The following is a 24,279-nucleotide window of genomic DNA, read 5'->3' on the forward strand; positions in this document are numbered from 1 at the left end:
GGGCTCGCCCGCGAAGAGGCCCTAAAGGCTGGCAGCTTAATCCCTGAAGAAATCAGGTCAAGTGCTCAAGTACCGCCCGACCAATGCAATCCCACTGAGCAACACCAGCCACGTCACCCACCGCACAAACGCCTCGCGGGACATACGCAGCGTCAGCCTGCGCCCCACCCACAGCCCAATGGCCATCGCCGGCAACAGGCACACCGCCAACATCAGCAGCGGCCAATCGGCATACACCCCCGCGATCAGGAACAAGCTCAAACGCACCACCGTGCTGCAACTGATCAACGCGCTTTGAGTCGCCCGCGCCGCGTCCTTGGGCAGACGGCTGTTCAGATAGATCGCGTATAAAAAGCCGCCACTGCCAAACAAGGCACCAAACAGCCCGCCGACCGTGCCCATGGGAATCGCCCAGCCTTTGGCGAGCGGGGTGGGCCGCGCCGTCACCAACAGGCTATAAATCGCGTAAGCGCTGATAAACAGCCCCATTAACAGCAACAACAGGTCCGAATGCAGATTGAGCAAAAAAATCACGCCCAGCGTGCACCCGATCGCCATGCACGGCAGCAATCGCAATAATTCCGGCTTATTAACCTCACGCCGCGATTGCAGAAAGTTGCCAAACGCCGCGACAAAATCCAGCAGCACCAACAGCGGGATGATCTTCGACAGCGGCATAAACACAATCAGGATCGGCCCTGCTACCAGTGCGGTCCCGAACCCGGCGATGCCGAAGACGATGTAGGCGACCACGATACCAAGGCCAATCACCAGCCAATCCACGCCGCAAAACGACCACTGGCTCATCAGCTCAACCGGGCTCATGGGGTATTCCTTGAAAGAGATGGCACTCACTTTAGCCATCGGCGAGCGTTGCGACTAATATCTTCAAAGTCTTCCACCCATCTCGAAAAGGCATGACGCGTGATTTCCACCCGCCAACTGCGCTACTTCGTCGAAATCGCCGACAGCGGCAGTTTCAGCGCCGCCGCCGAGCGCCTGTTCGTGGCGCAGTCGGCCCTGAGCCGACAGATCAAGGAGCTGGAAAACCAGCTGCAAACGCCGCTGTTCGAACGCACCGCACGCCAGCCCCGGTTGACGGCGGCCGGCGAAGCTTTTTACCCACGCGCACGCAACCTGCTGAGCGAGTTGCTCAAAGCCAGCGAGATGGCCACCCAAATCGGCAATGGTCAACTGGGCACCCTGCGCCTGAGCCATTCGAGCACCGTGCCGATGAGCGGGCCTTTGCTGCACGGCATTAGCACGTGGCTGGAGCGCTGCCCCGGGGTGTCGATGGATATCGTCAAGCTGTCCTCCGAGGCACAACTGGAGGAAATTGCCGACGGCCGCCTGGACGTCGGCCTGTTGCGCCTGCCGGTACTGCGCCAGCGCGAAGGCGTGCGTGTGGAAGCTTTATACAGTGAGCAACTGTTGCTGGCGGTGCCGCCGAACCATCCACTGGCACGCGGTAATACGCCGGTCGAACTGGCGCAGCTCAAAGACGAAGCGTTTATCTCGATCCCGCACCCCCAGCGTGGCGGCCTGAGTTATCTGTCGGCTGAGTTGTGCATGCGTGCGGGATTTTTCCCAAAGGCCGCGCGGGTGATGTCGCGCAAGACCACCCAGTTGCAGCTGATCCAGGCCGGCTTTGGCATTGCCTTGTTACCAAAATCCATGCAGGACATCGCCCCCGCCAACGTGCACTTTTTGCCCCTGGCCGACCCGGACTGCCTCAGCACCGTGGCCCTGGCCTGCGCGCAAATGCCGAGCGCGCTGGTGGAGCAATTCTGCCAAACCTTGCGCGAATGCCTATAAACTGCCGCCCATGATTAAAGATCCTTTTGCCCGATTGGGCCTGGACCGCGAAGTCCTGACTGTCAGCCAACTCAACGGCCGCGCGCGGGTGTTGCTGGAAGACGTGTTCACCAATATCTGGGTCGAAGGCGAGATCTCCAACCTCGCCCGCCCGGCTTCCGGCCATGTGTATTTCACCCTCAAGGACAGCGGCGCCCAGGTGCGTTGCGCGCTGTTTCGCAACAACGCCGCGCGAGTGCGCCAGGCGTTGAAGGACGGCCTGGCGGTGAAGGTGCGCGGCAAGGTCTCGCTGTTTGAGGGCCGTGGCGACTACCAGTTGATCCTCGACACCGTGGAGCCCGCCGGCGACGGCGCGCTGCGCCTGGCTTTCGATGCGCTGAAAGAAAAACTCAGCGCCGAAGGCCTGTTCAGTGCCGAGCGCAAGGTGCCGTTGCCGGCCCATCCGCAGAAGATCGGCATTATCAGTTCGCCGACCGGCGCGGTGATTCGCGACATCATCAGCGTGTTCCGCCGCCGTGCGCCGCAGGTGCAACTGACGCTTATTCCCACGGCCGTACAGGGCCGCGAAGCGATCCCGCAGATTGTGCGGGCACTGAAGCTCGCCGACGCGCGCGGCTTCGACGCGTTGATCCTGGCCCGTGGCGGCGGTTCACTGGAAGACCTGTGGTGCTTCAACGAAGAGGCGGTCGCCCGCGCAGTGGACGCGTGCGTCACGCCGATCGTCAGCGCCATCGGCCATGAGACCGACGTGTCGATCAGCGACTTTGTGGCCGACGTGCGTGCCCCTACCCCGTCCGCCGCCGCTGAATTGCTCGCGCCGGACTCCAGCCACCTGACCCGCCAGGTTGAGAACCTGCACCGGCGCCTGGTGATGCTGATGCGCAATCGCCTGACCCACGACCGCCTGCGCCTGGAAGGCATGGCCCGTCGCCTGCGCCACCCCGGCGAGCGTCTGCGCCAACAGGCCCAGCGCCTGGACGACCTGGACATGCGCCTGCGCCGCGCCTTCGAGCGCAGCCTCAATACCCGTCGCGAACGCCTGATCCGTCTTGAAACGCGCCTCGCCGGCCAGCACCCCGGCCGCCAGCTGGCCCTGCTGCGCCAACGCTTGGACAGCCTCGCCGAACGCCTGCCCCGCGCCATGCGCGAAGGCCTCAAGGCGCGTCGCCTGCAACTGCAAAGCCAGGTACAGACGCTGCAGGTGGTCAGCCCACTGGCAACCCTTGGCCGTGGCTACAGCATCTTGCTCGACGAGCGCGGCCAGGCGATTCGCAACGCCGCGCAGACCCACACCGGCCAGCGCCTGACCGCGCGCCTCGGTGAAGGCCAATTGCAGGTGCGGGTGGAAGACAACCACCTGACGCCCGTCACCCTTTCGTTACTGGATTGATTGATGCCACGTTTCCTCTGTTTGTTGATGCTCGCGTGCCTGACCTTCAACGCCCACGCCGACAGCTACATCACGCGCCTGCTGAACAAACCGGTGCCCGGCGGCGTGGCGGTGGTCGACCTCGGCACCTCGGCGACGTCGCCCAAGGCCACCTACCTGAGCAGGCCCGTGCTGGTGGTCAAGGAACAGAACAACTGGCTGGCGATTGTAGGCATTCCGCTGACGACCAAACCCGGCACCCAGCGCCTCACCAGTGGCGCGCAGAGCCTGCCGTTTGTGGTGGGTTTCAAGAAATACCCCGAGCAACACATCACCCTGAAGAACAAGAGCCAGGTGAACCCGGACCCGGCGCAGCTCAAACGCATCGAAGGCGAACTGGCGGTCCAGCTCAAGGCCTACCGCAGTTTCAGCCCGAACACGCCGAGCAACCTGCTGCTCGACAAGCCGGTAAACGGGCCACTGTCGAGCAAGTTTGGCGTGCGCCGGTTCTTTAATGGCGAGGAGCGCAACCCACATTCCGGCCTCGACTTCGCCGTAGGCGCCGGCACGCCGATCAAGACCCCGGCAGCGGGCAAAGTGATCCTGACCGGCAACTACTTCTTCAACGGCAACACCGTGTTCGTCGACCATGGCCAGGGCTTTATCAGCATGTTCTGCCATATGTCGAAGATCGACGTCAAAGTCGGCGATCAACTGGCGCGCGGCGCGGTGGTCGGCAAGGTCGGCTCGACGGGCCGTGCGACCGGGCCGCACATGCACTGGAACATCAGCCTCAATGATGCGCGGGTCGACCCGGCAATCTTTATCGGCGCGTTCCAGCCCTGAGATGATGGGTGGGCAGCAAGCCTTATCGCCTCGATTGCGCGACTGACAACGGCCGCGCAACAAAAGCCAGCCATAAAAGATATATCAGCAATAAAATATCGCACCCTTGAGAAATAGCAGAACTTCTATCAATTTTTTTCGACTGCTTGCCATCTTTCACCCCGGCGGTTAGGGTTGAGCTTATGAAAACCTCTCACACCCTCATTCAGCTCCGCCAGCACCGCAGCCTGTGCCTCGTCAGCGCACGACTGCCAGGCTGAATCGATCTGCCTCGCCCTTCAAAAAGCAGCATCCCCAAAAACAGTTCTACGGCAGGCCGCCTTTTCTCGGCCCCTACTACAAAGGATTTCCCGATGAGCATGCTCAAAGACCCGTCTTCGAAGTACCGCGCGTTTCCGACCATCGATATCCCGGACCGCACCTGGCCGTCGAAGACCATCACCGAAGCGCCTATCTGGTGCAGCTCCGACCTGCGTGATGGCAACCAGTCGCTGATCGAGCCGATGGACGCTGCGAAAAAGCTGCGTTTCTGGAAGACCCTGGTGTCTGTGGGCGTGAAGGAAATCGAAGCCTCGTTCCCGGCCGCGTCGCAAACCGACTTTGACTTCGTGCGCACCCTGATCGAAGACAACCACATCCCCGAGGACACCACCATTCAGGTGCTGACCCAGGGCCGTGAAGACTTGATCGCACGCACCTTCGAATCCCTGCGCGGCGCCAAAAAAGCCATCGTGCATTTGTACAACGCCACGTCGCCGTCGTTCCGCCGCATCGTGTTCAACCAGGACAAGGACGGCATCAAGGCCATCGCCGTCAACGCCGCCAAGCTGTTCGTCAAATACGCCGCGCAGCAGCCGGAAACCCAGTGGACCTTCGAGTACTCGCCAGAGACTTTCAGCGCCACCGAACTGGAGTTCGCCAAGGAAGTGTGTGATGCGGTGATCGAGGTGTGGAACCCGACACCTGAGCACAAGATGATCCTCAACCTGCCCGCCACGGTTGAATGCGCCACACCGAACATCTATGCCGACCAGATCGAGTGGTTCGGCCGCCATATCAACCGTCGTGACAGCGTGATCATCAGCCTGCACACCCACAACGACCGTGGCACTGGCGTGGCTGCCACCGAGCTGGGCCTGATGGCCGGCGCCGACCGTGTCGAAGGCTGCCTGTTCGGCAACGGCGAGCGCACCGGCAACGTCGACCTGGTCACCGTGGCACTGAACATGTACACCCAGGGTCTCGACCCGCAGCTGGACTTCTCCGACATCGACGGCGTGCGCAAGGTCGTCGAGGAGTGCAACCAGATCCAGGTGCACCCACGTCACCCGTACGTTGGCGACCTGGTGCACACCGCGTTCTCCGGCTCCCACCAGGACGCGATCCGCAAAGGCTTCACCCAACAGAAAGCCGACGCCCTGTGGGAAGTGCCGTACTTGCCGATCGACCCGGCCGACATTGGTCGCAGCTACGAAGCCGTGATCCGCGTGAACAGCCAGTCGGGCAAAGGCGGCATCGCCTACCTGCTGGAGCAGGAATACGGCATCAGCTTGCCGCGCCGCATGCAGATCGAATTCAGCCAAGTGGTACAGGCCGAAACAGACCGCGTGGGCCTGGAGATGACCGCTTCGCAGATCCACGCCTTGCTGCAGCGTGAATACCTGCAAGCCAACACCCCGTACGCGTTGGTCAGCCATCGCCTGCAAGAAGAGAACGGCAACAGCTCGGTGGAAGTGGAAGTCTCGGGCAAGGGCCAGGGCGAAACCAACCTGCGCTGGCACGGCAAAGGCTACGGCACCTTGGAAGCCTTGGTCGCCGCCCTGCCGATTGGCGCGGAGATCATGGACTACAACGAACACGCGATCGGCGCCGGCACCCATGCCAAGGCTGCGGCCTACATTGAGCTGCGCGTGAATGGCGAGCGCCCGGTGCACGGCGTGGGTATTGATGAAAACATCACCACGGCCAGCTTCAAGGCTGTGTTCAGCGCGCTGAACCGTTCGCTGAGCCAGCAGGAAGCCAAAGCCGCGTAACTGGCGTCGACGTGGCAAAGGCCCTTGGGTGAGAACCCAGGGGCCTTTTTACTTTAGATCTGTGGTGATGCTGATGGCCTCTTCGCGAGCAAGCCCGCTCCCACATTTCGACCGTATTTCTAAAGGATAAACGCGGTCGAATGAGGGAGCGGGCTTGCTCGCGAAAGCGGTCTGTCAGACAAACTGAAAGCTATCGGCATCCAGGTTCGCTGGAAACTTGGTGCGATACGCCGCCAGCTCCGCCGCATTCAGGCTCACCTGAAACACCCCGTCAGCCTCCCCCGCACTCAGCAGCGTCTCACCCTGGAAATCCAGCACCTGGCTGTCACCCGTGTAGGCGAAACCCTTGCCATCCGTCCCCACCCGGTTCACCGCCGCCACGTAGCACAGGTTCTCGATGGCCCGTGCTGGCAGCAACCGATTCCAATGCAGGCGACGCGCACCCGGCCAATTCGCGGTGTACAGCAGCAGGTCGGTGTCCTGGGCATCACGGCTCCACACCGGGAAGCGCAGGTCGTAGCAAATCAGCGGGCGAATCCGCCAGCCTTTCAACTCAAACTGCACCTGACGCTCGCCCGGCGTGTAGTGGTCGTGCTCGCCCGCCATTCGGAACAGGTGGCGCTTGTCGTAATGCAGCACCTCGCCATCCGGCCGCGCCCACAGCAGGCGGTTGCGGTGGCTGCCGTCGGCGGCCTGGATGATCACGCTGCCAGTAATCACGGCGTTGTACTTCGCCGCCTGAGCCTGGAGCCAATGGTGAGTGGGGCCGTTCTCGCGCTCGGCGAGGGTCGCCGATTCCATCGAAAAACCGGTGGTGAACATTTCCGGCAGCACAATGAGGTCGGCACCTTGGGCCTGTTCCAGCAACAGCTCGAAATGCTCAAGGTTGGCCTGGCGGTCATGCCACACCAGGCTGGTCTGCACCAGAGCGATATTCAGGTCGGGCAACGCACTCAGATCACGCATAGTTTCTCCGCCGCCTGTTGCAGCGTCTCCTCGCGTTTGGCAAAGCACAGGCGCACCAGACGCTGGCCTTGAGGTGGGTGCTGATAGAAGACCGAGACCGGGATGGTGGCTACGCCGTGTTCGCGGGTCATCCACAGCGACATGGCGACGTCATCCAGGTCCGGGCGAATCTGTGAGTAATCCACCAATTGAAAGTAGGTGCCGGTCACCCGGGTAAAGCTGAAACGCGATGGCGTCAGTAGGTCGCAGAACAGGTCGCGCTTGGCCTGATAGAAAGCCGGCAGTTCCTCGACGTGTTCCGGGTGTTCAGCCATGAAGTCGGCCAAAGCGTACTGCAAAGGGGTCACGCCGCAGAAGTTGACATATTGATGCACCTTGCGCAGTTCGGCAGTCAGGGCCGGTGGCGCGACCACGTAGCCGGTTTTCCAGCCGGTGACGTGATAAGTCTTGCCGAAGGAGCTGACCACAAACGCGCGTTGGTACAGTTCTTCGTGGGCCAACACGCTGACGTGGGCCACGCCGTCGAACACCAGGTGTTCATACACTTCGTCGCTGACCAGGTAGATATCGCGGTCGCGGATCAGTTCGGCCAACTGGTCCAGCTCGGCACGGCTGATCAGCGCGCCGGTAGGGTTGTGCGGGGTGTTGAGGATGATCATGCGCGTGCGCGGCGAAAGCGCAGCCTGGATCTTTTCGAAATCGAGTGCGAAGCCTTCCAGGCTCAATTGCACATGCACGCAGCGGCCGCCGGCCAGTTCGACCGAGGGTTCGTAACTGTCGTAGCTGGGGTCAAACACGATGACTTCATCGCCGTTGCGAATCACCGCCTGAATCGCGCAGAAAATCGCCGCGGTAGCGCCGGGAGTGATGGTCACTTCGCTGTCAGGATTCACCGAGGCGCCATAGCTGCGGGCGATCTTGGCCGCCACTTGCTGGCGCAGGGCCGGCAAGCCGGTCATCGGCGAATACTGGTTATGCCCACTGGCCACATGTTTGCCCACCGCATCGAGCAAACCCTTGGGGCCATTAAAATCGGGAAAACCCTGGGACAGGTTCAGCGCGCCGGTTTCGGCGGCGAGCTGCGACATGGTGGTGAAAATGGTCGTGCCGACATTCGGCAGCTTGCTGGTGATCATCGGTGCGCCCCTTGCGGTGAGCCCCAAGTTTTAAGCTGCGCGCGCCAAAGGGTCAACCGCCAGGCACAAAAAAGGGCTCTGAAAGAGCCCTTTTTTAACCGATCAGGATCAGCGTTTGTCGCGACGCTTTTTATCGGCTTTCTTGTGGTGCGTCATCATCCGGCGCTTTTTGTTTACCTGGCGGTCGGTGAGGCTGTTCTTGTTACCTTCGTACGGGTTCTCGCCACCCTTGAACTCGATACGGATCGGCGTACCGACCAGCTTCAAGACACGGCGGTAAGTGTTTTCCAGGTAACGCACATAGGATTTAGGCACCTTCTCGATCTGGTTACCGTGGATCACGATAATCGGCGGGTTGGCACCACCCAAGTGGGCGTAACGCAGCTTGATCCGGCGGTTGTTGACCATCGGCGGTGCGTGCTCGCCAACCGCATCTTCCAGGATCTGGGTCAGGCGGTTGGTCGGCCAGCGGGTCACCGCAGACTTGAACGAGTTCTGGACGGACGCGTAGAGGTTGCCCACGCCGGTGCCGTGCAGTGCCGAGATAAAGTGGATATCCGCGAACTCAACGAAGAACAGACGACGCTGCAGCTCGATCTTGACGAAATCGCGCTCGCTCGGCGTCATGCCGTCCCACTTGTTGATCGCGATAACCAGGGCGCGACCGGCTTCCAGGGCAAAACCCAGCAAGTTGAGGTCATGGTCCACCACGCCTTCGCGGGCGTCCATCACAAAGATCACCACGTTGGCGTCTTTGATCGCTTGCAGGGTTTTCACCACCGAGAACTTTTCAACTTCCTCGTGGATCTTGCCGCGCTTGCGCACACCGGCGGTGTCGATCAGCGTGTACTTTTCTTCGTTGCGTTCGAACGGGATGTAGATGCTGTCGCGGGTAGTGCCGGGCTGGTCGTAGACGATTACGCGGTCTTCACCGAGCATGCGGTTGACCAGGGTCGACTTGCCGACGTTCGGGCGGCCGATGATGGCGATCTTGATACCGTCCTTTTCGCTCGGGCCAGGAATGCGCTTGGCTTCCTCACCTTCGGCAACGATTTCTTCTTCGCCTTCTTCCGACTCGTCTTCGTCTTTCGGGAAGTCGCTCAGGGCGATTTCCAGCATCTGGGTGATACCGCGGCCGTGAGCACCGGCGATTGGAATCGCGTGCCCCATGCCCAACGGGGCAAATTCGGCGCGGGCCATTTCCGGGTCGATGTTATCGACCTTGTTGGCGACCACGTAGGAGCGCTTGTTACGCTTGCGCAAGTGCTCCGCGATCATCTGGTCAGCCGCAGTGAAACCGGCTTTGGCGTCTACCAGGAACAGAACGACATCGGCTTCTTCAATGGCCAGCAGCGACTGCTCGGCCATTTTTTCGTCCATGCCATGTTCGTCACCGGAAATACCACCGGTGTCGACCAGAATGTAGGAGCGCCCTTGCCACTTTGCCTCACCGTATTGGCGATCACGGGTCAGACCGGACAAGTCGCCGACAATGGCGTCGCGAGTCCTGGTCAGGCGGTTGAACAAGGTGGACTTGCCGACGTTAGGTCGGCCCACCAGGGCGATTACGGGAACCATGCGGCTCTCCACTTCGTTATTTCAGAAAATACAAAAGCCGCTGCAAGGCAGCGGCTGGTGCTCGGGGCAGCATCGTCAGATGCCGCATGCCCCGCCGAAACGGGGCCGCCTGGGGGTTACCCCAAGCATAGTTCTTACTTGATGGTCAGGGCTTCCAGCTTGCCGCTGTTGCCATACACATAAAGCATGTTACCCACGACCAGCGGACGCGCGCGCAGGCCGTCGCTGTCGATACGCTCGCGACCTACGAAGCGACCGTCCACCTGGCTCAGCAGATGCAGGTAACCTTCGAAGTCACCGACCGCTACATAGCTGGAGAACACTTCCGGGGCCGACAGTTGACGACGGGCCAGGGAGTCGTTGCTCCACAGTGCAGTGGTGGAACGCTCGTCGACACTTTCAACGGTGCCGGAAGCCAGGCTTACGTAGACGCTGCCAAACCCTTGGGCGACACCGGCATAGCTGGAAGCATCACGCTGCCAGTTGATGCGGCCGCTTTGCAGGTCCAGCGCGGCAACGCGGCCCTGGTAGGTCGCGACATAGATGGTCTCGCCCGACAGCAGCAAGCCGCCGTCGATATCCACTACGCGATCCAGCTCGGAACGACCTTGCGGGATGGCCACACGGGTTTCCCAGGCCGGCACGCCGTTCTGGGTATCCAGGGCGACCACTTTACCGGTCGACAGGCCTGCAACGGCCAGATTATTGGTCACAATCGGACCACTGGTGCCACGCAGGGTCAGCACCGCAGGGGTGCTGTCGTACAACCAGCGCTGGTTGCCGGTAGCGGCATCCAGACCGATTACACGGTCATCCTGGGTCTGCACAACGACAACATCGCCGTTGGTAGCAGGTGCGGCGAGAACTTCACTGGTCACGCGAGCGCGCCATTTCTCTTCACCGGTCGCCGAATCCAGCGCGACCACGTCGCCTTTGAGCGTACCGACCAACACCATGCCGTAGCCGACGCCTACACCACCGGAAACCGGCAGTTCGAGGTCTTTCTTCCACTTCACGTCGCCGTTCATGCGATCCATGGCGATGATCACGCCAGTGGAGTCGGTGGCCACGATGTTGTCGCCGTCAATTGCCGGCTGCAACAGGTTGTAGAGGTCGCCCTGACCATCGCCAACGGAGCGGCTCCATTGCTTTTGCAGGATCACTTCTTCCTTGAAGCTGGTCAGCTCGGCCGGAGGCAGTTCTTTTTTACTGTTGCTGCTGCAACCCGCGGCCAGAACGGCCAGAGCCAGCAATGCTGCATGTTTCCAACGGATCACGTCACGCATCCCCTTTGGCCAAGTCGTCGAGCTTGATTTGTAAGCCACCGACCGCCGCTTCATCAGACAGCGCCGCCTTGGCTTTTTGGTACGCAGCATGGGCTTCGTCGGTACGACCCAATTGGACCAACAGGTCTCCCTTGAGCTCTTCACGAGTGGCCACGAATGCCTTGTCAGCATCGCCGTCGAGCAGTTTGAGTGCTTCGTCAGCCTTGTTCTGTGCCGCCAGGACCTGGGCCAGACGCTGACGTGCGATTTCACCCAGGGTCGGGTTGGTCGGCTTGTCGGCGATGGCTTTCAGCTCAGTGGCTGCGTCATCCAGCTTGCCGGTGTCGACCGCGACTTTCGCGACGAACAGGCTGCCGTACTGGGCGTAGGTGCTACCGCCGAATTCGTTTTTCAGCTTGCTGGCCAGGTCTGCCACTTGAGCAGGATCAGGCTTGCCATCCGGCGTCAGCGTGGTTTCCAGCAATTGCTGATAGAGGATCGAGGCGCCTTGGGACTGGTTGGCCTGATACTTGTGCCAGGCTTGCCAGCCGAACACCACCACTAAAGCCAGCAGACCGCCGGTAACCAGGGGCTTGCCGTTACGCTGCCACCAGTCCTTGAACTCGGCCATCTGCTCATCATCAGTACTCGACACCCCAATACTCCTTAATCGCTAAATTCGGCTGTTCGACAGCTTCAACCCTGCACGACGCAGGTGGCCAAGTGCGCGGCGAGCGCATCAAAGGCAATGTTCTGTTGCTCGCCCTGGCCACGCAGGGGTTTGAAACCTATCACTTGCTGGGCCAGCTCGTCATCGCCGAGGATCAGTGCATACAACGCACCGCTCTTGTCGGCCTTCTTGAACTGGCTCTTGAAGCTGCCGGCGCCGGCATTGATCTGCAAGCGCAGGTTTGGCAGTTGGTCGCGTACTTTTTCGCTCAGGGCCAGGGCTGCCAGTTCGGCGGCCTCGCCAAAGGCGCAGAGGTAAACGTCCACCTGACGGGAAATTTCTTCGGGGACTTGCTCCAGGGTTTCCAGCAGCAGGATCAGCCGCTCGATGCCCATGGCAAAACCCACGCCCGTGGTCGGCTTGCCGCCCATTTGCTCAACCAGGCCGTCGTAGCGACCACCCGCACACACGGTGCCTTGGGCGCCGAGCTTGTCGGTGACCCACTCGAACACGGTCTTGCTGTAGTAATCGAGACCGCGCACCAGCTTCGGGTTGATCACGTAGGGAATACCAGCCGCATCCAGACGAGCCTTGAGGCCCTCGAAGTGCGTACGGGATTCATCATCCAGGTAGTCGGCCATTTTTGGCGCGTCGACCAGTACGGCCTGCGTGTCGGCATTCTTGGTATCAAGAACGCGCAACGGGTTGGTTTTCAGACGACGCTGGCTGTCTTCATCCAACTTGTCCAGGTGCGCAGACAGGTACTCGACCAGGGCAACGCGATAGCGGCCCCGGGACTCGCTGGTGCCCAGGCTGTTGAGTTCGAGCTTGACTGCATCGCGGATGCCCAGCAGGCCCCACAGGCGCCAGGTCAACACGATCAGCTCGGCGTCGATATCCGGGCCATCGAGGTTGAACACCTCCAGGCCGATCTGATGAAACTGGCGATACCGGCCTTTCTGTGGGCGCTCGTGGCGGAACATCGGGCCGATGTACCACAATTTCTGCGGCTGGCCACCGCCGGTGAGACCATGCTCAAGCACGGCGCGCACGCACGCAGCGGTGCCTTCCGGACGCAAGGTCAGGGAGTCGCCGTTGCGGTCTTCAAAGGTGTACATCTCTTTTTCGACGATGTCGGTGACTTCGCCGATGGAGCGCTTGAACAGCTCGGTGAACTCGACGATCGGCATGCGGATCTGCTTGTAACCGTAGTTATCCAGCAGGCGCGCGACCGTGCTCTCGAAGTAGCGCCACAGTGGCGTCTGCTCCGGCAGGATGTCGTTCATGCCACGAATGGCTTGCAGAGACTTGCTCACATCTAATCCTTAAATTCGTTCAATCAGCCGCGAGCGATCAGCGCTGCGTCAGCGGCGACCTTTTCGGCCGCTTTCTCGCGGATCAGCTTTTCCAAGTGATCCACCAGATTTTCATTCGTCAACTTCTGCGACGGCTTGCCGTCGATGTAAATCAGGTTCGGTGTACCGCCGGTCAAGCCCACATGAGCCTCTTTGGCCTCACCCGGCCCGTTGACCACGCAACCGATCACCGCGACATCCAGCGGCACCAGCAGGTCTTCGAGGCGCAACTCCAGGTCGTTCATGGTTTTCACCACGTCGAAGTTCTGCCGCGAGCAACTCGGGCAGGCAATGAAATTGATGCCACGGGAACGCAAACGCAGGGACTTGAGAATGTCGTAGCCGACTTTCACTTCCTCTACGGGGTCTGCCGCCAGGGAGATGCGGATAGTATCGCCAATCCCTTCGGCGAGCAGCATACCGAGACCCACCGCAGATTTCACTGTGCCTGAGCGCAAACCGCCAGCTTCGGTGATACCCAGGTGCAGCGGCTGCACGATTTCCTTGGCCAGCAGGCGGTAGGCTTCTACCGCCATGAACACGTCGGAGGCCTTTACGCTGACCTTGAAGTCCTGAAAATTCAGGCGCTCAAGGTGCTCAACGTGGCGCAGTGCCGACTCAACCAGCGCCGCCGGCGTCGGCTCGCCGTATTTCTTTTGCAGGTCTTTTTCCAGGGAACCGGCGTTGACGCCGATACGGATTGGAATGCCACGGTCACGGGCAGCGTCCACCACGGCGCGCACACGGTCTTCGCGACCGATGTTGCCCGGGTTGATGCGCAGACAGTCCACACCCAACTCGGCTACGCGCAATGCGATCTTGTAGTCGAAGTGAATGTCGGCAACCAACGGTACCTTGACCAGTTGCTTGATGCGGCCGAACGCTTCGGCAGCGTCCATGTCCGGTACGGAAACCCGCACGATGTCGACACCCGCAGCTTCCAGACGGTTGATCTGGGCAACGGTGGCGGCCACATCATTGGTGTCGCTGTTGGTCATGCTCTGCACCGCAATGGGGGCGTCGCCACCCACCGGCACCGAGCCGACCCAGATTTTGCGCGATACGCGACGTTTGATTGGAGATTCGCCGTGCATGACTATTGTCCCAACTTCAGGCGAGCAGTCTCGCCACTGGTGAACGGCGCCACGTCCACAGGCTGGCCGTTGTAGGCCACTTGCGCGCCACGGGCAAAGCCCAGACGCAGCGTCAAAGGAGGCTTGCCACCCTGGTCAAGCGTATCTCCCTTACGCTTCAAACCACTAAAGAGCACTTTGCCATTACCGTCGCTGACCTGCGTCCAGCAGTCTGCAACGAAGGTGATCTGGATATGCCCGTCACCGGCTATCAACGCTGGCGTCGTCGGCGGCGACATCGCTGGCGCAGCCGGAGCGGCTGGCGCGGTAGTGGCTGGAGCCGGAGCGGCTGGCGTATGGGCCTGGGCGACCGGAGCCGCTGGGGCCGCAGGGACAGCCGAAGCCGGCACAGCGGGGCTTGCAGCAGGCGCAGTGCTGGCTTGCGCAGCAGGCTGCTCGGCGGTGGCCGGTGCTTCAGGCGCCGCTTGACCCTCGGCTACTGCCTGGTCTTCCGGCTCGTCGAGTGGATGAATCTGGGTGGTGCCGTCGGCGCTTTCGACCTCGACGTGCTCCATGGCGTTGCTGGTCAGGTCTTTGCCGCGCTGGGTGGTCTGGTCTTGCCACCAGACGAAACCGCCGCCGATCACGGCGATCAGCAGCAACAGGCTGACAATTCGCAAAATCGTGTGGGAAACCCGCACAGGCTCTTCAATACGCCCCAGGCCATGGACGTTGCTGCCCTGGGAGTCGGTACCGGTGAACTGGTCGAATTGCTGGACCAGCACGGCCTGGTCGATGCCCAGCAACTTGGCGTAAGCACGGATATAGCCGCGGGCAAAGGTATGCCCTGGGAGCTTATCGAACGCGCCAGTTTCCAGATTGCCCAGGGACGTCGTGGTCAAATTGAGCTTGAGGGCCACTTCTGCGAGCGACCAACCATTGCTTTCGCGGGCCTGACGCAAGGTCTCGCCTGGGTTTACGCGATTAGCTGCTACAACTTCCGGGTGCGCCGCTTTCATCATTGCTCCGACAGGTATTGCTGATATTCCGGCGTACCGGGATAGAGTCGTTCGAGTTGCTGGCCAAACCGTGCGGCCGAGTCGCGTTCTTCATGAACCGTCGCCAGGCGCACACCGAGCAATAGACTACGTGCATTTTGCCCGCTGAGCAGGCTAAAACGCTCGTAATAGTCACGTGCCGGCACATAATGCCTGTCTTCGTAAGACAACTCAGCCATTTCGAGCAACGCGCGTGGCTGACGACTGTTCAAATGCAGGGCTTTTTCCAGTTGCTGGCGGGCGCTGTCGCGCTGGCCGAGACGCATCGAGGTCACCCCAAGGTTCTCGAACACCCGCGAACGCTCAGGGTAGAGGGTATCGGCGCAGGCTTGCTGGAAATAACGGGATGCCTGTTCATAACGTTTCTGCTCGAACAGGAAGCTGCCGTAGTTATTCAGCAACCGAGGGTCGGCGGGACGTGAGGCCAGAGCCTTGTGAAAATATTGATCGGCCAGCGCTGGCTCGGCCTGGGCCTGAAACACCAGGGCCAATGCAGCGTTGGCGTCAGCATCGTCGCCATCCAGCTCAAGCGCCTTTTTCAACGGCACCTTGGCTTGCTCGCTCATGCCTTGGCGCAAATAACCCAAACCCAGCTGCACATAGGCAACTCGCGCCTCATCACGGCCTTTGTCGGTGTGCAAAGGGCTGTCATGGCCCGATGAAACACAACCAGCCACAAGGCCGGTAACAAGCAAAAGCAGCGCAAGGCGCAAGGGCATAGAGGTCCTCTCTCAGATTCGATTCACAGCAATTTGCGGCAAATCTTCGGCGGCGTTAAGTTCGCGCACGGCGATATAACGCTCACTGCGGCGGGTGCGATCCATCACTTGCCCGACCAGTTGGCCACAGGCGGCGTCGATGTCTTCACCACGGGTGGTGCGTACGGTGACGTTATAGCCGGCCTGGTGCAGTTGATCCTGGAAACGGCGGATGGCGTTGTTGCTCGGCCGCTCGTAGCCAGAATGGGGAAACGGGTTAAACGGAATCAGGTTGATCTTGCACGGGGTGTTCTTGAGCAGCTCGATCATTTCTACCGCGTGTTCAACTTTGTCGTTGATGTCCTTGAGCATGGTGTACTCAATGGTCAACACACGTTTTTCACCCAAGGTCGCCATGTAGCGCTGGCAAGATTCGAGCAGCATCTTAAGCGGATACTTCTTGTTGATCGGCACCAATTGGTTACGCAATGCGTCATTCGGTGCGTGCAGCGACAACGCCAGGGAGACGTCGATGTGCTTGGCCAGCTCATCGATCATCGGTACCACGCCGGAGGTCGACAGGGTTACACGGCGCTTGGAGATGCCGTAGCCCAGGTCGTCCATCATCAGATGCATGGCCGCAATCACGTTGTCGAAGTTCAGCAGCGGCTCACCCATGCCCATCATCACCACGTTGGTGATGGCACGGTCGACGGTCGCCGGGACGCTGCCAAAGGATTTGTTGGCAATCCACACCTGGCCGATGACTTCTGCGGCAGTGAGGTTGCTATTGAAGCCTTGCTTGCCGGTGGAGCAGAAACTGCAGTCCAGGGCACAGCCTGCCTGGGACGAAACGCACAAGGTGCCGCGTTTGCCCTGGGGAATGTACACGGTCTCGACGCAGCTGCCGGACGCCACGCGCACCACCCACTTACGGGTGCCGTCGGTGGAGATGTCCTCGCTGACAACCTCGGGACCACGGACCTCAGCAATGACCTTGAGCTTGTCGCGCAAGGCCTTGCTGACGTTCGTCATGGCGTCGAAATCGTCGACGCCAAAGTGGTGAATCCACTTCATTACCTGACCGGCACGGAAACGCTTCTCCCCGATTGAGTCGAAGAATTTCTCCATTTCCGGCTGGGTAAGCCCCAGCAGGTTGGTTTTAACAGTCGATGTAGTCATGGATTCACCCTCACTCTTTAAGCCAATGCTTAGCGAGCGGTTACTTCAGTAGCAGCGAAAAAGTACGAGATTTCGCGAGCAGCAGCGGCTTCGGAGTCCGAACCGTGAACAGCGTTGGCGTCGATGGACTCAGCGAAGTCAGCACGGATAGTGCCGGCAGCGGCTTCTTTAGGGTTGGTAGCGCCCATCAGCTCACGGTTCAGAGCGATAGCGTTTTCGCCTTCCAGAACCTGAACAACAACAGGGCCGGAGATCATGAAAGCAACCAGGTCGCCGAAGAAGCCACGCGCGCTGTGCTCAGCGTAGAAGCCTTCAGCTTCAGCTTTGGACAGTTGCTTGAGTTTCGAAGCTACAACCTTCAGGCCGGCTTTTTCGAAACGAGTGGTGATCTCGCCGATGACGTTTTTTGCAACAGCGTCAGGCTTGATGATGGAGAAAGTACGTTGAACAGCCATGGTGTAACTCCAGAAACGGTAATTTACGAAAAATTAAACCCGCGAATTATACGCGGGTTATCAGGTATTGCCTAACTGCGTAAAAAGGCGACTCAGTCGTCAGCTTCTTCGATCCACAGGCCCTGAATCGCCTCCAGAACCTTTTCGCCACCCCGGTCAGGGATGTCGTCGAATTCCGGCAGCGCCATTACGAGGTCGCGCAACTTGACGAAGTTCACGGTAAGAGGATTGACCTCAGGATGAGCTTCGGCAAGTTGTATAGCGATTTCTTGTACATCAACCCATTTCAGGCTCATGACATTTCCTTGAATCAATGCGGCGCTTCGGCCGCATGGTTGAGCGAATATTTCGGAATTTCGACGGTGATGTCTTCCGTGCCGACCTTTGCCTGACAGCTTAGGCGAGAAGTCGCCTCAAGGCCCCAGGCGCGATCCAGAAAGTCTTCTTCCAGCTCGTCCGCTTCTTCGAGAGAGTTGAAACCCTCGCGAATCACGCAGTGGCAGGTCGTGCAGGCGCAGACGCCGCCACAGGCACTTTCGATCTCGATGTGGTTGTCATGGGCAACTTCGAGGATGGACTTGCCGGTCTCAGCCTCCACGACCATACCGTCCGGGCAATGCTCGGCGTGTGGCAGAAAAATGACCTGCGGCATTAATTATTCCTCGATTTCATTCAGGTTGCGTCCCGCCAGGGCGGCTTTTACCGACTGGTCCATACGACGGGCGGCAAAAGCATCGGTCACCTGCGACAGACGCTTGGTCTGTTGCTCGACGGCATAACCATCGGTGCCCTTCATCAGTTCAGCCAGTTCCTGCATTTGCAGGTCGATGACCATGCGCTCTTCGGCATCCAGCAAACGCTCGCCGTCAGCTTCAAGGGCACCCTGCACCGCTTCAAGCAAACGCTGGGCGTCCACTTGCTGCTCACGCAATACGCGGGCGACCTTGTCGTCACCGGCGTACTGGAACGAATCCTTAAGCATCTTGGCGATTTCGCCGTCGGTCAGGCCGTAGGACGGCTTGACCTGGATGCTGGCCTCGACGCCCGACGCCAATTCACGCGCCGCCACGCTGAGCAGGCCGTCGGCGTCGACCTGGTAGGTCACGCGAATCTTCGCCGCACCCGCGACCATGGCCGGAATACCGCGTAATTCAAAGCGCGCCAGGGAACGGCAGTCGCTGATCAGCTCGCGCTCGCCTTGCAGGACATGAATCATCATGGCCGTCTGGCCATCTTTGTAAGTGGTGAAGTCCTGGGCACGGGCGACGGGGATGGTGGTGTTGCGTGGAATCACCTTCTCCATCAGACCGCCCATGGTTTCCAACCCCAGGGACAACGGAATCACGTCGAGAAGCAGCAGTTCGCCACCATCGCGCTTGTTACCAGCGAGGGTATCAGCCTGGATCGCAGCCCCAATGGCCACCACTTGATCCGGGTCGATTTCAGTCAGCGGCTGACGCCCAAAGGCCTCGGCGACAGCGTCGCGGACACGTGGCACGCGGGTCGAACCGCCGACCATGACCACGGCGGCCACGTCCTCCAGTTCGATGCCCGAGTCACGCACCGCACGACGGCAGGCTTTGAGACTACGAGCGACCATCGGCTCGATCAGCGAATCAAACGCTTCGCGCGTCAGCTGAGCCGACCAGGAACCGTAGGAAACCTCTACAGCAGCCGCATCCGTCAGCGCTTCTTTGGCGGCGCAGGCGGTTTGCAGCAGATTGCGCTGCGCGCCCGGGTCCAGGTCGGCAGACAAACCGGCACTGGCGATGATCCAGCCCGCAATGGCGTGGTCGAAGTCATCGCCGCCCAGGGCAGTATCGCCACCGGTGGCCAGCACTTCAAAAACGCCGCCAGTCAGGCGCAGGATCGAAATGTCGAAGGTACCGCCGCCCAGGTCATAAATGGCGACCAGACCTTCAGCGTGTTGGTCGAGGCCATAGGCCACGGCCGCTGCAGTCGGTTCGTTGAGCAGGCGCAGCACGTTCAGGCCGGCAAGTTTTGCCGCGTCCTTGGTGGCTTGGCGCTGAGCGTCGTCGAAATACGCCGGAACCGTGATCACGGCACCTACCAATTCGCCGCCCAAGGTGGTTTCCGCGCGCTGGCGCAGCACCTTGAGGATATCGGCCGACACTTCCACCGGGCTTTTCGGGCCCTGGACGGTGTCGATAAACGGCATGTGGGATTCGCCGCCGACAAAGCGGTACGGCAGCTGGTCGCCCAGTTGCTTGACGTCGGACAGACCACGACCCATCAAGCGCTTGACCGACAGCACGGTGTTCAACGGGTCGGTAGACGCCGCCAGCTTTGCCGACTCACCCACTTCAGTGCGATCAGCGTGATAGCGCACGGCGGACGGCAGGATCACCTGGCCATCGGCGTCGGGCAGCGGCTCGGACAGGCCGCTACGCAAGGCAGCAACCAGGGAATTGGTGGTGCCCAGATCAATCCCGACCGCGAGGCGACGCTGGTGCGGTTGAGGGCTTTGGCCGGGTTCGGCGATTTGCAGTAGGGCCATGGTAATCAGGTCTTATCTGTCTATCAGGCGTGCATCACGGGCAGCACTGGGTTAATCGTCGAGGCGCTCTTCTAGCTGGCGCACTTCGTAGGTGAGCTTGTCGAGGAACTGCATGCGCCGCATCAGGCGTTCGGCCTGTTCGCGTTGCGCTGCATCATCCCAACAGGCTGCGAAGCTTTCGTTGAGCTCATCCTGGGCCACTTTCAGACGACGTTTGAAGACCGCGACACCCGCCACATCGGCTTCGTCCTGCAAGTCTTCGAGTTCTTCACGCCATTGCATCTGCTGCATCAGGAAGTCCGGGTCGTGCACCGTGACTTCAATCGGCAACTCACCACCGTTCATCGCGAGCAGGTAACGCGCGCGCTTGGGTGGATTTTTCAGCGTCTGATAGGCTTCGTTGAGGCTGGCCGACCGCTCCAGCGCCAGGCGTTGCTCACGCTCGGAAGCATCAGCAAAGCGGTCCGGATGCACGCCACGCGCCAATTCTCGGTAGCGCGTGGCAAGCTGCTCAAGGTCCAGCCGAAAGCTCGGCTGCAGCTCGAATAAAGCGAAATGACAAGGAGTACCCACGAATAGCCTCAGATGTTGAAGCTTTCGCCGCAGCCACATTCACCGCGCACGTTGGGGTTGTTGAACTTGAAGCCTTCGTTCAACCCTTCCTTGACGAAATCGAGCTCGGTGCCGTCCAGGTAGGTCAGGCTTTTAGGGTCGATGATCACTTTCTCGCCGTGACTTTCGAACACCTGGTCTTCTGCCACTACCTCGTCGACGAACTCCAGCACGTAGGCAAGGCCGGAACAGCCTGTGGTGCGAACACCCAGGCGAATCCCCTCACCTTTACCGCGCCCATTCAGGGAACGGCGAATGTGCTGCGCAGCCGCTTCTGTCATGCTGATAGCCATCGTTGACTCCTTACTCGTCGCCAAATGCTTAGATCAAGCCTTTCTTCTGCTTGTAGTCGCGAACGGCCGCCTTGATGGCGTCTTCTGCGAGTACGGAGCAGTGAATTTTCACCGGCGGCAGGGCCAGCTCTTCGGCCAGCTGGGTGTTGCTGATGGTGACAGCCTCATCCAGGGTCTTGCCTTTCATCCACTCGGTCGCGAGGGAACTGGAGGCAATGGCGGAACCGCAGCCGTAGGTCTTGAACTTGGCGTCTTCAATAACGCCAGCGTCGTTGACCTTGATCTGCAGGCGCATCACATCGCCGCACGCCGGAGCGCCGACCATGCCGGTGCCGACATCAGGGTCTTCCGCGTTCATCTTGCCGACGTTGCGCGGGTTTTCGTAGTGGTCGATGACCTTTTCGCTGTAAGCCATGGTACTGAATCCTCACTCATCAGGGCCGCTCTGGAACCCTGTAAAAACGCCTGCGTTTTCCGCCACGTTCTTACAGAGCTTGGGTGGCGGCTTCTTTAGTTAGTGTGCCGCCCACTCGATCTTGGAAATATCGACACCGTCTTTGAACATGTCCCACAGCGGCGACAGAACGCGCAGCTTGTTGACGGCCTCGCAGACTTTCTGCGCGGCGTAGTCGACTTGCTCTTCGGTGGTGAAGCGGCCGAAGGTAAAGCGGATCGAGCTGTGTGCCAGTTCGTCGTTGCGGCCCAGGGCGCGCAGAACGTACGAAGGCTCAAGCGAGGCCGAGGTGCAGGCCGAACCGGACGAAACCGCCAGGTCCTTGAGCGCCATGATCAGCGACTCGCCTTCGACGTAGTTGAAGCTCAAATTCAGGTTGTGCGGTACACGGGCGGTCATGCTGCCGTTGATGTACAGCTCTTCAAGGTTCTCGACCTGCTTGTAGAAGCGATCGCTGAGGGCCTTGATGCGCACGTTTTCGGCAGCCATGTCTTCCTTGGCCACGCGGAAAGCTTCACCCATGCCGACGATCTGGTGGGTCGCCAGGGTGCCGGAACGCATGCCGCGCTCGTGACCGCCGCCGTGCATGGTGGCTTCGATGCGCACACGTGGCTTGCGGCTCACGTACAGCGCGCCGATGCCTTTAGGGCCGTAGGTCTTGTGGGCAGAGAACGACATCAGGTCGACTTTCAGCTTCGACAGGTCGATATCGACCTTGCCGGTGGACTGAGCCGCGTCAACATGCAGCAGGATGCCCTTGGAACGGGTCAGCTCGCCGATGGCCGCGATGTCGTTGATAGTGCCGATTTCGTTGTTCACGTGGATCACGGAAACCAGGATGGTGTCTTCACGCAGCGCGGCTTCGATCATGGCCGGGGTGACGATACCGTCGGTGGTTGGCTCAAGGTAAGTCACCTCGAAACCTTCACGTTCCAGTTGGCGCATGGTGTCGAGGACAGCCTTGTGCTCAATCTTGGTGGTGATCAGGTGTTTGCCTTTGGTCGCATAGAAATGCGCCGCACCCTTGATTGCCAGGTTGTCGGACTCGGTGGCACCGGAGGTCCAGACGATTTCGCGCGGGTCGGCGTTAACCAGGTCGGCGACTTGGCGACGAGCATTCTCGACCGCTTCCTCGGCTTTCCAGCCGAATACGTGGGAACGGGACGCCGGGTTGCCGAAGTTTCCGTCAACCAGCAGGCATTCGCTCATCTTTTGCGCGACACGCGGATCAACCGGGGTGGTCGCTGAGTAATCAAGGTAAATCGGCAATTTCATGGACTTTCTCCTAAATCAGGCTGGCTGGCGTGCCGTTAGCTCTTCGGCTGTCACTCGACGGCGGACGCTTCAATCTTGTCCAGACGCGGCGCCTTGGTGTTGCAACGGCGCTGGTCCTGACGCTGGGCTACTTCTTGCACCTCACGGCGAGTCACAAGATCAGCCAAGCTGATACCACTCAAAAACTCATGGATCTGCAGGCTCAAGTCACACCACAAGTGGTGTGTCAGGCAGGTGTCGCCAGCATGGCAATCACCCAAACCCTGGCATTTGGTGGCATCGACGGATTCGTTCACCGCGTCGATCACCTGGGCTACCTGAATGCCCTGCATGTCACGGGACAGTTGGTAGCCGCCACCCGGCCCACGCACGCTGGACACCAGGTTGCTACGACGCAATTTGGCAAACAGCTGTTCGAGGTAGGACAGGGAAATGCCTTGGCGCTCGGAGATATCGGCCAGGGACACCGGCCCAGTTTGCGCGTGCAAGGCCAGATCCAGCATGGCGGTTACCGCGTATCGGCCTTTTGTAGTCAGTCTCATGGACAAGTACCAAGGTGTTTCAGAATGGGAGCAAGTATGCGATTCCCGAGTATTTAAGTCAACTATAAGACCTAGTACTTTAGTCAGGATTACCCGTAAAAAGGGCGCGCGAAGGATAGCAGGATGGGGCGGGATGGAACAGCGGGAACGGGGCGGGATGGGGACTGCTGGACCAATGGAGTTCAAAATGTGGGAGCTGGCTTGCCAGCGATTGCGATCTGCCGGCTAGCCTGTCAGGTGCTGACCCACCGCTATCGCAGGCAAGCCAGCTCCCACAGGGATTTTGTATTGAGCCTAAGAACTAGCCAGCTTTGGTAGCCGTTTCGTGCTTGACCTCGGCAAAGTCTTCTTCGCGCAACTCAGGCAAGTCCTTTGCGCAGTAGGTGCTGCCCAGCTCCTTCAGCGCGCCACACATCCCGTCCAGCTTGCCATCCACCGCTTGCAGATGGTCGAGCAACTGGCCAATGGCACGCGCCACCGGGTCGGGCATGTCTTCGCTAACGCCGTAGGCATCGAAACCGATTTTCTCGGCCATGGCCTTGCGCTTGGCCTCTTGCTCGTCGCCAACCTCTGGCTTGACGATGATGCGCCCAGGAATGCCCACCACTGTGGCGCCAGGCGGCACGGCCTTGGTCACCACCGCATTGGAGCCGACTTTGGCACCCGCGCCGACGGTAAACGGCCCGAGCACCTTGGCGCCCGCCCCCACCACCACGCCATCACCCAGCGTCGGGTGACGCTTGCCCTTGTTCCAACTGGTGCCGCCGAGCGTCACGCCCTGGTAAAGCGTCACGTCATCGCCGATCTCGGCGGTCTCGCCAATCACAATACCCATGCCATGGTCGATAAAGAACCGACGCCCAACCTTCGCACCCGGGTGAATCTCGATCCCGGTCAGCCAGCGCCCAAAGTTCGACACCAGCCGCGCCAGCCATTTCCACCCCATGCCCCATAAAGCGCCGGACAGACGGTGAATCCAGATAGCGTGCATGCCCGGGTAGCAGGTCAGCACTTCAAAGGCGTTGCGCGCCGCCGGGTCACGGTGGAAAACACTCTGGATATCTTCTCGCAAACGCTCGAACATTT

At 60.2% G+C, this 24,279-nt stretch carries 25 protein-coding genes; 4 read left to right on the forward strand and 21 right to left on the reverse strand.

Annotated elements, in window-relative coordinates:
* Positions 1–57: 57 nt before the first annotated feature.
* Positions 58–825 (reverse strand): sulfite exporter TauE/SafE family protein, encoded by a 768-nt coding sequence (locus tag WBB95_RS17115; protein ID WP_424488675.1) that lies wholly within the window; start codon positions 823–825, stop codon positions 58–60.
* Between the two features lie 99 nt (positions 826–924).
* Here WBB95_RS17115 and WBB95_RS17120 point away from each other — a divergent pair, with 99 nt between their 5' ends.
* The 4 genes from WBB95_RS17120 to leuA all read left to right on the forward strand — a co-directional run bounded on the left by WBB95_RS17120 (position 925) and on the right by leuA (position 6,063).
* Complete coding sequence (locus WBB95_RS17120; protein WP_424488676.1) at positions 925–1,815, forward strand: LysR family transcriptional regulator; 891 nt, start codon at positions 925–927, stop codon at positions 1,813–1,815.
* Positions 1,816–1,825: 10 nt separating this feature from the next.
* Positions 1,826–3,205 carry an exodeoxyribonuclease VII large subunit gene (xseA, locus tag WBB95_RS17125; RefSeq protein ID WP_424488677.1) on the forward strand — a complete coding sequence of 460 codons (1,380 nt, stop codon included), beginning with the start codon at positions 1,826–1,828 and terminating at the stop codon, positions 3,203–3,205.
* A gap of 3 nt (positions 3,206–3,208) precedes the next feature.
* Entirely contained in the window at positions 3,209–4,030 is an 822-nt protein-coding gene (locus WBB95_RS17130) for a peptidoglycan DD-metalloendopeptidase family protein (protein ID WP_424488678.1), read from the forward strand.
* Between the two features lie 353 nt (positions 4,031–4,383).
* Positions 4,384–6,063 (forward strand): 2-isopropylmalate synthase, encoded by a 1,680-nt coding sequence (gene leuA / locus WBB95_RS17135; protein WP_424488679.1) that lies wholly within the window; start codon positions 4,384–4,386, stop codon positions 6,061–6,063.
* Positions 6,064–6,237: 174 nt separating this feature from the next.
* Here leuA and WBB95_RS17140 read toward each other — a convergent pair whose 3' ends face one another.
* From WBB95_RS17140 to cysE, 20 genes are all read right to left on the reverse strand, one after another.
* On the reverse strand, positions 6,238–7,029 hold the full coding sequence (locus WBB95_RS17140; protein WP_424488680.1) for an amidohydrolase: 792 nt from the start codon (positions 7,027–7,029) through the stop codon (positions 6,238–6,240).
* Complete coding sequence (locus tag WBB95_RS17145) at positions 7,017–8,165, reverse strand: pyridoxal phosphate-dependent aminotransferase (RefSeq protein ID WP_424488681.1); 1,149 nt, start codon at positions 8,163–8,165, stop codon at positions 7,017–7,019. Before WBB95_RS17145 ends, WBB95_RS17140 begins: the two co-directional genes overlap by 13 nt.
* 108 nt (positions 8,166–8,273) lie before the next feature.
* Positions 8,274–9,743: a ribosome biogenesis GTPase Der gene (gene der, locus WBB95_RS17150; RefSeq protein WP_424488682.1), complete on the reverse strand. Its 1,470-nt coding sequence runs from the start codon at positions 9,741–9,743 to the stop codon at positions 8,274–8,276.
* A 134-nt stretch (positions 9,744–9,877) separates the two neighbouring features.
* Positions 9,878–11,029 (reverse strand): outer membrane protein assembly factor BamB, encoded by a 1,152-nt coding sequence (gene bamB, locus WBB95_RS17155; RefSeq protein WP_424488683.1) that lies wholly within the window; start codon positions 11,027–11,029, stop codon positions 9,878–9,880.
* A complete protein-coding gene (locus WBB95_RS17160; protein WP_424488684.1) occupies positions 11,022–11,663 on the reverse strand; it encodes a YfgM family protein in 642 nt (213 codons plus the stop codon). Before WBB95_RS17160 ends, bamB begins: the two co-directional genes overlap by 8 nt.
* 41 nt (positions 11,664–11,704) lie before the next feature.
* Positions 11,705–12,994 (reverse strand): histidine--tRNA ligase, encoded by a 1,290-nt coding sequence (gene hisS / locus WBB95_RS17165; RefSeq protein ID WP_094949433.1) that lies wholly within the window; start codon positions 12,992–12,994, stop codon positions 11,705–11,707.
* Between the two features lie 23 nt (positions 12,995–13,017).
* Positions 13,018–14,127, reverse strand: coding sequence for a flavodoxin-dependent (E)-4-hydroxy-3-methylbut-2-enyl-diphosphate synthase (gene ispG / locus WBB95_RS17170; protein WP_056858733.1), 1,110 nt, complete (start codon positions 14,125–14,127; stop codon positions 13,018–13,020).
* Between the two features lie 2 nt (positions 14,128–14,129).
* Positions 14,130–15,125: a RodZ domain-containing protein gene (locus tag WBB95_RS17175; RefSeq protein ID WP_424488685.1), complete on the reverse strand. Its 996-nt coding sequence runs from the start codon at positions 15,123–15,125 to the stop codon at positions 14,130–14,132.
* A complete protein-coding gene (gene pilW, locus WBB95_RS17180; RefSeq protein ID WP_424488686.1) occupies positions 15,125–15,883 on the reverse strand; it encodes a type IV pilus biogenesis/stability protein PilW in 759 nt (252 codons plus the stop codon). The genes WBB95_RS17175 and pilW overlap by 1 nt, the downstream gene beginning before the upstream one ends.
* Before the next feature lie 12 nt (positions 15,884–15,895).
* Positions 15,896–17,044, reverse strand: coding sequence for a 23S rRNA (adenine(2503)-C(2))-methyltransferase RlmN (gene rlmN / locus WBB95_RS17185; protein ID WP_375068354.1), 1,149 nt, complete (start codon positions 17,042–17,044; stop codon positions 15,896–15,898).
* 29 nt (positions 17,045–17,073) lie between these two features.
* Entirely contained in the window at positions 17,074–17,499 is a 426-nt protein-coding gene (ndk, locus tag WBB95_RS17190; RefSeq protein ID WP_003175956.1) for a nucleoside-diphosphate kinase, read from the reverse strand.
* A 92-nt stretch (positions 17,500–17,591) separates the two neighbouring features.
* Positions 17,592–17,795 carry a Fe-S cluster assembly protein IscX gene (gene iscX, locus WBB95_RS17195; protein ID WP_017135947.1) on the reverse strand — a complete coding sequence of 68 codons (204 nt, stop codon included), beginning with the start codon at positions 17,793–17,795 and terminating at the stop codon, positions 17,592–17,594.
* Positions 17,796–17,809: 14 nt separating this feature from the next.
* Positions 17,810–18,151 carry an ISC system 2Fe-2S type ferredoxin gene (gene fdx, locus WBB95_RS17200; protein WP_015885743.1) on the reverse strand — a complete coding sequence of 114 codons (342 nt, stop codon included), beginning with the start codon at positions 18,149–18,151 and terminating at the stop codon, positions 17,810–17,812.
* A 3-nt stretch (positions 18,152–18,154) separates the two neighbouring features.
* Entirely contained in the window at positions 18,155–20,017 is a 1,863-nt protein-coding gene (gene hscA / locus WBB95_RS17205) for a Fe-S protein assembly chaperone HscA (protein ID WP_424488687.1), read from the reverse strand.
* Between the two features lie 51 nt (positions 20,018–20,068).
* Positions 20,069–20,590 (reverse strand): co-chaperone HscB, encoded by a 522-nt coding sequence (gene hscB, locus WBB95_RS17210; protein WP_159959675.1) that lies wholly within the window; start codon positions 20,588–20,590, stop codon positions 20,069–20,071.
* An 8-nt stretch (positions 20,591–20,598) separates the two neighbouring features.
* Positions 20,599–20,922: an iron-sulfur cluster assembly protein IscA gene (gene iscA, locus WBB95_RS17215; RefSeq protein WP_003175963.1), complete on the reverse strand. Its 324-nt coding sequence runs from the start codon at positions 20,920–20,922 to the stop codon at positions 20,599–20,601.
* A 28-nt stretch (positions 20,923–20,950) separates the two neighbouring features.
* Positions 20,951–21,337 carry a Fe-S cluster assembly scaffold IscU gene (gene iscU, locus WBB95_RS17220; RefSeq protein ID WP_003175965.1) on the reverse strand — a complete coding sequence of 129 codons (387 nt, stop codon included), beginning with the start codon at positions 21,335–21,337 and terminating at the stop codon, positions 20,951–20,953.
* Positions 21,338–21,436: 99 nt separating this feature from the next.
* Positions 21,437–22,651 carry an IscS subfamily cysteine desulfurase gene (locus WBB95_RS17225; protein WP_112196678.1) on the reverse strand — a complete coding sequence of 405 codons (1,215 nt, stop codon included), beginning with the start codon at positions 22,649–22,651 and terminating at the stop codon, positions 21,437–21,439.
* 50 nt (positions 22,652–22,701) lie between these two features.
* Positions 22,702–23,193: a Fe-S cluster assembly transcriptional regulator IscR gene (gene iscR / locus WBB95_RS17230; RefSeq protein ID WP_003194020.1), complete on the reverse strand. Its 492-nt coding sequence runs from the start codon at positions 23,191–23,193 to the stop codon at positions 22,702–22,704.
* A 301-nt stretch (positions 23,194–23,494) separates the two neighbouring features.
* Positions 23,495–24,277, reverse strand: coding sequence for a serine O-acetyltransferase (cysE, locus tag WBB95_RS17235; RefSeq protein ID WP_424488688.1), 783 nt, complete (start codon positions 24,275–24,277; stop codon positions 23,495–23,497).
* Between the last annotated feature and the right edge of the window lie 2 nt (positions 24,278–24,279).

It is taken from the genome of Pseudomonas sp., from assembly GCF_049645325.1.
In the GTDB taxonomy this organism is placed as follows: Bacteria; Pseudomonadota; Gammaproteobacteria; order Pseudomonadales; family Pseudomonadaceae; genus Aquipseudomonas.